The organism is Flavobacterium rakeshii, assembly GCF_009741375.1.
Lineage (GTDB): Bacteria > Bacteroidota > Bacteroidia > Flavobacteriales > Flavobacteriaceae > Flavobacterium > Flavobacterium rakeshii.
Map to the genome: position 1 here is coordinate 113,076 of NZ_WOWP01000001.1, position 14,310 is coordinate 127,385.

5 protein-coding genes are annotated in these 14,310 nt (G+C 37.8%); all 5 read right to left on the reverse strand.

The features are described 5' to 3' along the window. Nucleotides 1-5 precede the first annotated feature (5 nt). The gene (locus GN157_RS00605; protein WP_157481280.1) at nt 6-1,556 is read right to left on the reverse strand and encodes a sensor histidine kinase; all 1,551 of its coding nucleotides are present in this window, start codon (nt 1,554-1,556) and stop codon (nt 6-8) included. Nucleotides 1,557-1,627: 71 nt separating this feature from the next. Next, nucleotides 1,628-2,215 carry a dephospho-CoA kinase gene (coaE, locus tag GN157_RS00610; RefSeq protein ID WP_157481206.1) on the reverse strand — a complete coding sequence of 196 codons (588 nt, stop codon included), beginning with the start codon at nt 2,213-2,215 and terminating at the stop codon, nt 1,628-1,630. 4 nt (nt 2,216-2,219) lie between these two features. Next, nucleotides 2,220-3,212, reverse strand: a complete 993-nt coding sequence (locus GN157_RS00615; RefSeq protein ID WP_157481208.1) for a glycosyltransferase — start codon at nt 3,210-3,212, stop codon at nt 2,220-2,222. A gap of 114 nt (nt 3,213-3,326) precedes the next feature. Continuing rightward, on the reverse strand, nt 3,327-8,486 hold the full coding sequence (locus tag GN157_RS00620; protein ID WP_157481209.1) for an Ig-like domain-containing protein: 5,160 nt from the start codon (nt 8,484-8,486) through the stop codon (nt 3,327-3,329). A gap of 318 nt (nt 8,487-8,804) precedes the next feature. Beyond that, nucleotides 8,805-14,066: an Ig-like domain-containing protein gene (locus GN157_RS00625; protein WP_157481210.1), complete on the reverse strand. Its 5,262-nt coding sequence runs from the start codon at nt 14,064-14,066 to the stop codon at nt 8,805-8,807. Between the last annotated feature and the right edge of the window lie 244 nt (nt 14,067-14,310).

Genomic DNA, 14,310 nt, shown 5'->3' on the forward strand with positions numbered 1-14,310 from the left:
TTTTTTTAATTTATTAGCGGCATCTTTATAATAAAAGTACTGCCTTTACCTTTTTCACTTTCTACGTAAATGTGACAGTTGTGATCATCTATTATCCTCTTAACGTAGGCTAATCCTAATCCGTGTCCTTTCACATTGTGCAAATCTCCTGTGTGCTCCCTGTAAAACTTCTCAAAAATTCGTTTTTGAGTGGTTTTAGACATCCCCAAGCCTTTATCGGTAATTTTGATTAAAACAAAATCCTTTACGTTCTCAGTGTAAACATCTATTTCGGGTACACCTTCAGAATATTTAATAGCATTGTCTAGAATATTCACTATTACATTAGTAAAGTGCACATCGTTTAACAACACTGTTGTTCTGGTTGCATGGAAATGGCGGGTTAACTGCCCTTCCCTTGCTTCAATAATTAAATGAACGTGCTCTATAGCATCTTCAATTATATCGTGTATATCGGCCTGATCTTTACTCAGGTCTAATTCTTTTCTGTCCAGTTTAGAGATTTGAAGTACATTTTCTACCTGAGAGTGCATCCTTTTGTTCTCTTCCCTTATCATTTGCAGGTACCGTTGTACCTTTTCGGTATCGCCTAAAATTTTTGGGTTCTTAATCGCATCCAGAGCAAGGTTTATTGTTGCAATAGGCGTTTTGAACTCGTGTGTCATATTATTAATGAAATCGGTTTTAATTTCCGATATCTGCTTTTGTTTAATAAGCTGATTAATAGCACTTAAATAGGCAATAATAATAATGAACGTAAATACTATTGATAATGATGTTATACCTAAAAGCTCTGTTAAAATAAACTTTTGCTTATTAGGAAAGCAAATCATTAGCCTGTAAACGGGCTTATCTCCAATACGACTACTACCCGGAAACAGTGTTATACCATAGTTATCCTGATTGAAACTAAATCCTTTGGAATGCATTTTTGTTGCAAGCCCATCTTTATAAACAACATATTCAAAATAGGTATCAATACCACTGCCTTCCATCTCGGCTTTAAGTGTGCGTACCAAAGTCTCTTCAGAGATACGGCTTTCTATAGGCCTGCCCTCATTATAATACTCAAAAAGCAGCTGAATTTTAAGGTTTTCCTTTTTTTCATTCTCCTTTTTTACATTATTCATTGACTGCTTAACAGCATCAATAGTCATGCCATTTTCACCCGAATTTTCTGTTAAAGAATTATTATTTAAAACCGATGCATCTTCAATAAACTCCAACTCTTCTTTGTAGCTCTGAGCCACTATGTCTGAGTATATTATATTGTTTCGCTCTCTTATATTTCCCTTATAAAGATAATTGGCAAAATCAGCCTGATTTGGCGGATGTCCAACACTATCTCTTATATGACTATATAACCTGTAAAAATTTTCTTTTTCGGCAGTTTCCAGCCTTAATGAAACTATATTCAACACCTGCTGAACATCAGATTTAAATCGTATCTCTCCGTTTCTAAATGATGAATTGATCCAGGATAGCTGTACTAAAATGATACCTATCAATGACAGGCTCATAAAAAATACTAATAACCGGAATCTTGTTTTATTCATCATTACAAAATTAACATTTTAACAATTATACTCTTAATATATTAACCAAAGATTAACAACAACAACATTTTTTACATTATATTCAATTCTGAATAAATTTTATGTGCTTCATTTTTAGCTACATCCCTGTCAATATTGTGTATTACATAGTCACTTAGACTAATCTTTTTTTCTTCGTCCCACTGATTTGATATTCTACTCAAAACCTGTTGTTCGGTCACATTGTCACGCTGCATGACTCTTTTTACTCTCAGATCTTTAGGAGCCGTTACCAGTATTACTTTATCGCAGTCTTTATAACTCCCGCTTTCAAATAATATTGCGGCTTCCTTTATCACAAAATTTTGCGAATTATGCATTTTCACCCATTCCAAAAAATGTTCTTTTACTTTTGGATGAATAATACTATTTAATATGGTAAGCTTTTCGGGATCATTAAAAACAACTCCTGCCAATTTGGCTTTATCAGGCAAACCATTTGTAAAAACTGTTTCGCCAAATGCCTCCTTAACTTCTGCAACGGCAGCAGGCAGGAATAATATTTTTTTTGCTTCTTCATCGGCTATATATACCGGCACACCTAATGAGGCAAAGTAGTTTGCCATGGTGCTTTTACCGCTACCTATACCTCCCGTTAAGCCAATAATTTTTGTGCCCATATTATTAAAAAAATAATTTAGGAAATGCTGTTTCCGGTTTTTGCTTTAACAACTGTACTTTATATAGTGACAATGCATAACCGGTGCCGTAACCATAAAACTGAATAAAAACTGCCACAACCGAAAGTAAACCTATTTTAAGGCTTTTATTTTGTATGGCCGACAGTACAAACAGTAAACAGAAGTACAAAATATAAACATCTATAAAAAAATGCACATTAATTAACAGTACTATAAGAGAAAGCAGTAATCCAAACATAAAAAGTGACGGAAATAAAAATACCGGCTTTTTATATTCAGGATGCCAAACATCAAGTATTGGTCTTGCTTTTCCAAACTTATTTACCTGTATATAAAACTTATTCCAGTCTATACGTCGTTTGTGGTATACATAACTATCTTTAAAAAGCATGGTGGTAAATCCCTGTTTCCATAGCCGTATTGAAAGATCGGGGTCTTCACCCGGGTGAATGTTCCCAAAACCTCCCGAAGCTTTAAAGGCTTTTTTGGAAATCCCCATATTAAAACTGCGGGGTTGGAATTTTTCTATTTTTTCTGATTTTCCTCTTACTCCTCCTGTAGTTAAAAAAGAAGTCATGGTGAAGTTTATAGCTTTTTGCACATCACTAAAAGAATCAAGTGCTGCATCGGGTCCGCCAAAACAATCAGTATATTGCTTTTCAAGATTATCAGCAACACTTTGCATGTATTGAGGTGGGAGTATACAATCAGAATCCAGGATAATAAAATAATCTCCCTTTGCTACCCTCATGCCGTAATTACGGGAATCTCCGGGACCACTATTTGGCTTAAAATAATAGGAAACACTAAGCCTGTCGCTGTAATTATCAACAACATCTTTACAGGTAACAGTAGAACCATCTTCTACAATTACAACTTCAAACTCTGATTTAAATGTTTGGACTGTAAGGCTTTCCAGTAATTCCTGTATTTCGTCTGGCCTGTTGTAAACAGGTATAACAAGAGAGAAAAACATTAAGCTAGCTTTTTTTAACAAAGTTAGTCTTAAAAAAGTAAAAAGCCACCATAAAACTGGTGGCTTTTCTATTTTTTTTAAACAAATGTTTAAAAGGTATGCTTTATAACAGTTTTACTGTTTTTTAATCACCCTTATAGTTTTTGTTGCAGTATCTGTAGCAACATTCACAAGATAAGTACCGTCTTGTAGAGCACTCATGTTAATTGTACCCTCAAGAGCGTTTACTTTTTGTGAAAGCACTTCCTGTCCTACCATGTTATACACTTTAACTGTAGTGATTTGTGATGAGTAAGATACAGTTAATACATCTCTAACCGGGTTTGGCCAGTAAGTAAACTGTGCTAAATCAAACTCTTTAGAATCAAGTGTAATTGTTACCGTTACAGCAAATGGGTCACTACTACAACCGTTTACAGTTTGCACTGCATAGTAAGTTGTTTCGCTCTCTACCTCTGTACCTTCTGTAAGAGGGTTCTCTCCTGCAAGGGCATCTTCTTCGCTTGCATACCAGGTAATTTCACCGCCTTCTACACCTGTTACTTCAATATCTTCAATGGTAGCAACATCTTGATCATCTATTTGAATAACCTGCACCTCATCTCCCTGTGGAGCCGGAGTTACATTTATTGTAACTGCAACTGCTACTCTTTCACTTTCACAGCCGTTTACCAATTGAGATACATAGTATGTTGCTGTCTCTAAAGCCGTCTCTTCTGCAAGAACTTCACCTTCTGTTTCGTTTGCATACCACTGTATATCATTACCATCGGCAATAAGATCTGCTACTGTAGCACTGTTACAAAACTCCTGCTCTGCATCTACAACAGGAACTGCTGTTACATTAATCGTAACATCAACTGCTACTCTTTCACTTTCACATCCGTTAACCAGTTGTGATACATAGTATGTTGCAGTCTCTAAAACTGTTTCTTCTGTAAGAGCTTCACCTTCTGTTTGGTTTGCATACCACTGTATATCGTTACCATCGGCAACAAGATCTATTACTGTAGCACCATTACAAAACTCCTGTTCTGCATCTACAACAGGAACTGGTGTTTCTATTGGGGTGAGCTCAACGGTAGCCGTAGCTGTACATCCAAACGGACTCGTTACTGTCGCTGTATATTCTACAGTATTTGCAGGAAGTGTATACACAACCTGTGCATCTGTACCTTGAGTATATGCAATAGTTGCATCTTCATCAAGATATAGGCCTTCTGCCGGTTCCCATACTACAACACCTTCCTGACTACCGGAAATATTTACATTATCTATAGCCCAGAAATATCTCCAGTTTCCTTCAAATTTAAATCTAACATATACTGTTTCCTGATCTAAAAATGCTTCTGTTAAAACTACACTCTCTGAAGCAAATTCTGTATAATTACCTGTATTACTATCATATGTTTCAAGAATAGTCCAGTCAGTACCGTTTAATGACACCTCAACCGTACCTTCTGAAGAACCTGCTGATGGTTCCCTAAAGAAATGACTAAATGCTACCGAAACATCCACGTATCCTTCTGTACTAAATGCCGGTGACTGAAGAATTGTAGAAGTTGAACCTCCTAAGCCCTGTGAATCACTATTTGACAAATAGAACTGTGAGTTATCATCGCTGCTTACAGCTGAATAACTTGGTACTGTATAACCGTCTTCACGCAGTGTCCAGGCTGCATTTGCAACAGTACCTCCTGTTGAGTTGTTTATAGTTGTCCAGTTATTTGTTGATTCATTAAATCCTTCTTCAAGAATAACTCCAAGTACATTACCTCCCTGAGCAGTAATTGCTACTGGACCGTTATTAATACAAACTTCCATATCTGCTCCTAAATCAAAGTTTTGCGGTAGCGGATTAACATTTATAGTAATTGTTTGTGATGTAACACATCCTGAAACTGCATCTGTAGCTGTAACAGTATAAGTAGTAGTTTCTGTAGGAGTAACAACCTGCTCTGATCCTTCTAAATTACCAGGCATCCAAACATAAGTATACCCTTCGTTATCACTTGTTACGGTTAGCGTAGTATTTTCACCTTCACAAATAGCATCGTTTGAGGCTGTAAGAACAACCTCTGGAGCATCGGTTACCGTAACTTCAACAGCTACCCTAGGTGCAGCACATCCGGCAGTAAAGTTCCAATTATAGAAATAATAGTAGTTTGGAGATGAACCGGAAACATAGCCATTTGTAACAGCCCCGGCATCACCAATTGCATATGGGAAACCGCCTATTCCTAATTCACGCACCATATTCGGTCCGTTTACAGCCATAATTCTATATCCAGTTCCTGTAGGAATAATCCATCCAAGCTCTATTGTATGCTGTACCGGTGTAGTAGAATCACCTGCAGGTAGTTCTACAGTAATAGTTTGAAGCTCCTCGCTTTGGCTATTAAATAATTTAATAGTTAAATCATCTGCTGTATCATCTGTAATATATACATCTACAGAGTTAAGCGTAAAATCATTGTAAACATCAAACACTAACCCATAGTTAGATGGAGTTGTAGAGTCTGTAGAAGCGGTAGAAACCCTAGCTCCGCCACCCTGAGCAATACCTTCATTAACTGCTGTTACATAGTAAGTAGTAGTTTCTGTCAGTTCCGGTGTTTCAAACGTTGCACCTGTAGCTATTACAGGACCTCCAACTTCCTGAGTATACCATTTTACAGTACCTCCCGAAACATCTGCTGTTATAGTAGAAGTACCCACACCACATATTGGTGTTGCATTAACTGATTCAATATCCGGAGAATCACATAAAGTAGCTACTTCAAACGGACCAACCCATTCACTGAAAACACTTACCGCACAAACCGATCTTACCCAAAAATAGTAAGTCTCACCAGCGTTAAGTCCGCCAATAGTAGCTTCAGTTTGCTCTGTATTATCTACAAGATCAAAATCCGATGCTGGAGCTGTATCAGTATCAGCAATAAAATATTCGTATCCGTTTTCAGGAGCATTCTCTGGAGCTGACCATGAAACAGAAACAGAATTTTCTGTAGCGCCGGTAAATACTAAACTTTCCGGTAAAGCACAATCAGGCTGTACATCTACCTTAAAATTGTCTATATAAAATCTTAAATCAGGAGCGTCATCATCACTATGTCCGTAAAAACCTATTCTAACAACACCTGTATATCCTTCTAAAGAGATAATTTGGTGTACGCCGCCTGCCGGTATATTATCATTATCAAAAGTAGTAAGTACATTAGCCTCATCCCATGTTAATCCGCCATCAGTTGAAACAACTACTTTTGCATATTTATCTTCCATATCTGTAACAGCATCACTACCACTCCATGGGATTACGGAAGCATCAAACTCCAACTGGTAAGTTACAGAACCGTCTCCAAGATCAAGAGCCGGAGAAATTATCCACTCATCATCTGTATCATAAAGGTTTATATAAGCCGCAGTACCGTTAGAATTGGTCGAATTGTTATAATTATTACTTGTCCAGCTACTTGAAGTACCTGTTAAAGTTACAGCAGTACCCAACTCACCTGTTTTTTCTTTCCAACAAGTACTTCCTGTACTACCTGTATAATCAGTAAAGTCAAACATATATGGCAGTGTGGCCGTTTCACATTCTGTACGGAATGAACCTCCGCTAACCCATTCGCTAAAACTACCCCCACAATTGCTTCTTACCCAATAGTAGTATATTGTATTACCATCCAGCTCATCAAGTAAAATACTTGTTTCTGTTGAATTTCCTGTAGGTGTAGTAGCTGTATTAGGTGCTGTGTTTTCTGTAGAATAGTAATAATCATAACCTGAAGCAGGAACAGGATCTGCAGCTGTCCATGATAAAGTAACATTTTCTGTGGTTACAACATCTTCAAGTTCAGAAGGAGGAAAACATGTAACCTCTTCAATACTGATATTATCTACAGCGGCTGATGGGTTTACACCACCACTACCGTCATTTCTCCATTCAAATATCAATCTTAATGACTGACCTGCATAATCTTCAACATTTACAAAATATTCTGCAAGCTGAAACGCTTCACCGTTACCGGATAGATTACCTGAAACGGCAATTCCGTTTGAAGTTAAAATTGCTGATCCCGGAGTTGGAACAAACGTTACCGGAACAGCCCATACTTTTAAGTAATCATAACCGTCTTCACCTCCGGCTTTCCAGTCAAAAGAAACTTTTAACTCAGTAACACCTGCAGGCACACTAATATCCCTAAAAGAGTGTACTCTTGTAGTTTGGCTATTAACATAACCATTTGTAACATTATCGTCAGAAGATATATATAACGAATTAGATCCGCCGTTGTTCACAACCGAACCAATGTACCATTTATTGGTTTCATCACCATTAAAAATTGCCATGCCTGAAACATCTTCAAAATCTTCCTCAAACGGTAACGTTGCCGGTACCTGAGGCGCATAGAATGTAAGCGGACCAATCCATGGAGACAACTCGCCTTCACAGTTGCTTCTTACCCAAAAATAATTATGTACACCCGGTGTTGTGGTCAAGGTTGCAGAAGTCTCTGTAGATGCACCTGTAGGTACTGTTGCAGAATCAGGAGTTACATCTGTAATTGAAAGATAGTAATCATATCCTCCCGAAGGAGCTGAATCAGGAGCTGTCCACGACACTTCTCCTGCAACCAAATCATCTAACACTAAACCTGAAGGTGGTATACATGTAGTTTGAGTAATGGTTACGTTATCAAAATAAAAATACAAATCGGCATCACCAATTGCAGTTCCTACAAACCTAACATACACCGTATCGCCACTGGCTGGTGTAAATGTTACTGTTCTTTCGGCACAATCTGTAGTAGATACATAATTGGAGTTATCAATAGTCTCAAGAGTTGTCCATGTACCATCAAGATTATTAGTCCATTGTACATCGATAGTAAATTCTCCACCTAAAGCAGGATCTGTAGAAGGAAAATATTTAGTTAATTTAAAACTGTAAGTAAAGGTAGCTTCAGACCCGTCAGATTGTAATAATTCAGGTGATCTGAAATAAGTATAATTTTCATTATAAATATTAGCCCTTGCCGCCTTAGCACCTGAACATGACGATGCAGTAGTTGTACTAAAGCTACCGGAAGTACCGGAAGATTGCCATCCACTTAAATTATCTTCCCAATCTGTGTGATGATAAATTTGTGATTTTGCTGTATAGCCCATTAACAGCATTACGAAAAAGAGTAAAAATCGGGAATACCGATTTACGACTACATTTCCGTGATAAGGCCGGAAATTAGCCGGTAAGGTAATTCTTTTCATGAATAATTTGGTTTTAATTAATTAGTTTGCTAAAAATATAAAAAACTACTTACAAAAAGTTTTATTTTTAACATTTAGCAAGTTTTTTATCAAAATAATCACGATTACCATATTTTAATAAAAATTAACTGTTAAAGTTTATTTTTAATTAAAAATTCAATTAATCAATAATCATAAAATGTTATGAATTTAAGCAAATGTTAAAAAAACATTAAATTGTTTAATTTAAAATACAAAAAAGCCACCTAAAACTAGGTGGCTTTTACAGTAAATTCATAAACAACCCCTCTACAGAGGTTGTTTAATCAATTTAACAAACTATTGTTTTTTGATAACTTTAATAGTTTTTGATGCATTATCTGTTTTTACTATTATTATGTAGCTACCGTCTGAAAGACCACTCATATTAATAGTTCCCTGTAATGCATTTATTTGTTGTGACATAACCGGTTGTCCTAATAAATTGTATACTGTAGCCGATGTTATGCTTGACGAGTAAGAGATATTAAGTACATCTTTTACCGGATTTGGCCAGTAGCTAAAGTTAGCTGCCTCAAAGTCCCTTGCATCAAGTGTTACAGATACCGTTACTGCAAACGGTGCACTACTACAATCACCTATAGATTGTACAGCATAATAGGTATTCCCTGATGTTAAAACAAAATCAGAAGAAAGTGGATTTTCACCGTTCATTGCATCTTCCATAGAAGCATACCAGTTCACCTCGGCACCTTCCTGAGCAGTTACTACTAAGTCTCCTATAACAGCATCTACTCCCGGGTCTACAGCTACTTCCTGCGTTTGCTCGCCTTCAAGCTCCACAACAACAGTAATTGTTACAGTAACAGCAGCTCTTACAGCACTTTCACATCCTTCATACATCATGGCTGCATAGTACATACCGCCATCCATTAATTCTGTCTCAGCAGCAAGAGGCTCACCACCAGTTTCATCTGCATACCACATAATATCATCACCATCAGCCATTAAATCGGCTACAGTAGCGCTTCCACAAAAAGTCTGTTGAGCATCGGCCATTGGAGTTTCAACAACATTAACAAACACAGCTACCGGAGTTCTTATAAGGCTTTCACAACCATCTATAGTTTGAGACGCAAAGTATAGAGCAACACCTGCCTCAAGTTCTGTTTCTGGAGCTAAAGGTTCGCCACCTTCAAAATCTGCATACCATTGTACATCTGTACCTGTTGCCATTAAATCGGCTATAGTACCTGAGTTACATATCAATTGTACATACTCATCTACAGCCGGAGATGGTGTAGTATTTACTGTAGCTGTTACTGCTACCCTTTCAACACTTTCACATCCGTTAACTGTTTGTGTAGCATAGTACATTGTAGCATCGTTAAGCATTACAGTTTCTGCCAATGCATTTCCGCCAGTAGCAGAATAGTACCAGTTAACCATTTCACCTTCTGCAGTTAAATCTGCCACAGTAGCACCTGCACAGAATATTTGAGAAGCCTCGGCTGTTGGAGCCGGAGTTACAACAATTGTAAGATCTGTTGATGTAGAAACCGAACAACCAAATTCGCTTGTTACAGTAACTGTATAGTTAGCATCTGCCGTAGCATAATAATATACTGTAGCTGCAGGCTCACCCATATAAGGTACTGTAGCTGCCTCATCAGAATATAATCCGGCTTGTGGTGACCAAATGTAATCTACAGCATTAGTAGCACCTGTAATGTTTACATTATACTCTTCATACTCACCAAAACCTGTCCATGCACATGATGATGTTGCTAAAGATTGGTTATCATAACTACATAGTACTCTCATTCTTGTAGTACCGTTAAAAGCTGTAGTAGGTATAGTTATATCTGCAGTTACAGTTGTAGATGAAGTTACACCCGATGTGGTTGTAAATACACTTTCGTCTTCGCTGTAAACACCATCTTGGTTGTAATCAATCCAAATTCTTAGATATTGACTCCAGTTTGCACTACCTGTTTGCATTGATACTGTATAAGTATCACCACCGGTAACGTTTGCTGTAAGCGCACTGTAATAGGTATAATCAGCAGCTGCATCGCCCGAAGCATTATTAACAATATTTGCAAACGAGAAGTTGTTTAGATAATCACCAGATGCACCTGGATTGTTCATTGAAATTTCACAATATTCCTGTGCAATAATTGTACTACCTCCTGTAGCAGCAAGCGCAACTACTGAGTTTTGACAAACGTCTGCCATATCAGGAGTAACAGAAACTGCTGAAGGAAGCGGATTAACCACAATTGTTATCTCTCCTACCTCTACACAACCAGAATCAGGATCTGTAGCTGTTACCACATAAGTAGTAGTTTCTACCGGAGATACTGTTTGCATAGCACCAGCTAAGTTACCAGGCATCCATACATACTCGTAGTTCAGGTTGTCACTGGATACCGAAATATCTGTACTCTCACCCTCACATATTGATGGCTCACTAGCTACAAGAACAACATCTGGAGCATCAGTTACAGTAGCTGTAACTGCCATTCTTGGGCTTGAACATATAGCTGTACCATTAATTATCATTTGAGCTCTGTTTGAGCTTGTAGTTGTATTACCAGATTCACCTACACTACCTGTAGTTGCTGCACAAATATCGGCAGCAGTTTGGTTATCTGCATAAGTATAAGTTGTACCGGTATATCCTGCATTGTCATACAATACTGTTGATGATGTACCTCCGAAGTTTACATTGCTGTAACAAACCTGTACCACAACGTTGCTTGAACCATCCCAAGCAAACGGAGTAGTAAATGCATACGTATTAACACCTACAGTTAATGGTTGAGCCGCATTAGTATACACCTGTGTTAAACCATCAACATGAGTTGTTGTAGCTTCACTTTGAGTTGTAGTACCTACACTTACAGCGAAGTTATTGAAAGTAGGAGTACCTAAAGAAGTAATAGTAAAGGCTATCGAGTTAATAGGTCCGGCAGATAAACCTGCTGCCTGTAAATCAGAAGCTTTAATTATATATTGTGTTTTAACACCACCCCAACCATGATAGTATGGAGAGCTACCACCACTTGAACTAGTACTTCCACCAGCTCCAAGAGTTGCATCTGTATCGGCAATTGGAGAACCTGCACTTACATAAAAATCAGTAGTTTCTGTAACTAAAGGAGTTGTAAATGATTCGCCCTGCCCTAACATAGTACCGCCTTCGGCACTATCATACCAGCTTAACACACCATCAAGCTCAGCAGTTGCAGAAAGTTCTGCCTCACCCTGTCCGCAAACAGAGCCTCCTTCTGTAGTAAGCACTTCAGGGTAATCACACATAGTAGTAAATACCTGAGCCACACTCCAGTCACTATAAACATCTGTACACTCTGTTCTTACATATACATAGTACATTGTAGACGGTGTAAGCCCTGTAACATCTACAGAAGTTTCTGTAGTCATATCTCCTGAAGCAGGAGCAGTATCTGTAGTAACAACTGCATACTCATAACCAGTAGGAACGCCTACCGTAGGAGCTTCCCATGAAAGTGATACTCCATTTTTAGTAACGCTAGCCGGAGCTGCCACTACAGGAACATCACAAGACGGAGTTTCCTCTACAAGTATGTTTGTAATATGGAAATCATAATCCGGTGCGTCATCCGCAGGTCCATCTGTACCCTGGAAACCTATCTGAATTGTTTGTCCTACAAAATCAGTAAGTGGTAAAGTAAAATCAGTAAGTGAGTTACTTAAAGTAGCTGTATTAGCTGCTTCAAAGACATAAAGAGAAGTCCATGTAGCACCACAGTCAGTACTAACAAGTACGTTAACTTTATCATCAGTACCCTGCATTCCTTCCGGATCCACGCCACCACTGTTATAGTTACTAATAGCCGCTTTAAACTTAAGTCTTGAATTTACAGTAAGTGCAATTTTAGGACTTATTATCCATGAGTTTCTGGTATTAGTATATAAATTGATTTTTGCTGTTTTAACACCTAAACTAGTACTACCTGTCCAACTTGAAGTTACCCCAGAAGGGTTAGCATTTGTTGGCGCTGTACCACCAGATGTAGTAATTGAAGCCTCAAACCATCCCGGTACAACAGCACCAAGGTTAGCATCAACAAAATCAGTAAAATTATTTACAACAGGTAAAGCCGCAGCAACACCCGGTACATTTACTGTTAAAGCATTAGTATCAGTAGATACATTAATTAAAGTATTGTATGGATCAGCACCACAGCGGTTGTATTCATACACTTTAGTATAATACATTGTACCACAAGATAAACCTGAAACAGTTACTGATGTACCTGTACCATCATAAACAATTTGCTGACCAGCACCGGCAAAAGTACTGTTTGCAGCATAAGCAGCAATACCTACACCATCTGTTGGATCTGTAATTGGTGTATCACTAACTACAACCATTCTGCGTCCGCCATCACCATTAGTCCAGCTAAGTGCCATAGAAGAAAAACCAATATTTCCTGTTACTAAAGCAGAAGCCTGTGTAGCAGGAGCAATTTGTGGAGTTAATGTTACTGCTGTAGAGTAAGCCTCTTCGGCACTGTTTGTACAGGTAACTTTTAAACGGTACTGAATATCTGCACCTGCATAAACTGCCGGAGTATAACTAGCTGTGGTTGCACCTGTACCTCCTGTAGCGTTAGCCCAGTTAGCACCGGCATCTGTAGATTCCTGCCACTGATAAGCAATACCAGGCTCTACTAATCCAGACGCACCAGATACAGTTATAGCCGATGGCGTAGCACCTGCACATACATAACGTACAGCAGGATCATTAGCTGTTCCACCATCAGGAACACCTGTACATGGTGGCGGAGGGTTAAAAGTATAAGTTAATCCACTTGTAAACCCTAAAGCTCCATTAAACGATGCTATAGATGAGCCACTAACTCCTGTAGTAATTTGAGAAGGAGCGTTCCAGTCACCATCAGTAGCAACAGTTAAGCAAACATAGTTTGATGTAGAACTTTTAATTCCAAGCTGTGGTTGATAATCAGTACTAGCAGCATAAGGAGGAGTACCATCATACACAAATTTTATAACACCTGTTACAGTGTTTAAACGTGCCTGAAAGTTAAAACTCTCTGATTTAAGGTATCTCCTAAAATTTGTCCACTGGATTACAACCTCATCACCTACCTGTTCCCAACGTATAGTTGCAGAACCGGATGCACCAGCCCCTAAATCTCCTGAGAACGGAGCCAAAAACACGTTATTACCAGTATTACTGCTTATAACACGATAATTAAAACTAGAAGGTGCACTGCTTCCCCCTAATTGTACCTGACCATTACTGGTTACATAAAAGGTGGAGTAAGATGTGCCTGCAAAGTTAAAAGCTGTTGGCAGGGTTAGCTCGCCTGAAGAATAACTATCCAAAGAAGGTGAATAGTCTGTAGCGGATGTAATAAGCGTACCTCCCGTTATTGGGGTGTACACACCGTTAGATTGAACAAACGAATATAAATCCGCCTGAGAAAAAGTTTTTGTAGCTCCTAACATAAGAAGTAAGTAAGTGGCAGACATAATCCACCCTTTACAACCTCTTTGCCAGAAGCTTTTGAATGTAGTTTTTTTCATGTAACATCAAGTTTTAATTAATTGTTAATAAAATTATAATTTTTTACCCTAAAAAATTAACAATATAACAATAAGTGACATTTTTATTAAAAAAATTGATTTTGTTACATTTCATTACATTTTTTACACAATATCCCTTTTATTTCTAAATATTTATTTTTTAAATAATGTTTTTGTGTTAATTTTTTAACAGACATTTTTATTAAAAACTAAATAAAATAACAAAAACAACAAAAAAAAGTCC

Coding starts and splice junctions, on each gene's coding strand:
- GN157_RS00605 (WP_157481280.1), bottom strand. CDS start 1,556: ATGAATAAAACAAGATTCCGGTTATTAGTATTTTTTATGAGCCTGTCA.
- coaE (WP_157481206.1), bottom strand. CDS start 2,215: ATGGGCACAAAAATTATTGGCTTAACGGGAGGTATAGGTAGCGGTAAA.
- GN157_RS00615 (WP_157481208.1), bottom strand. CDS start 3,212: ATGTTTTTCTCTCTTGTTATACCTGTTTACAACAGGCCAGACGAAATA.
- GN157_RS00620 (WP_157481209.1), bottom strand. CDS start 8,486: ATGAAAAGAATTACCTTACCGGCTAATTTCCGGCCTTATCACGGAAAT.
- GN157_RS00625 (WP_157481210.1), bottom strand. CDS start 14,066: ATGAAAAAAACTACATTCAAAAGCTTCTGGCAAAGAGGTTGTAAAGGG.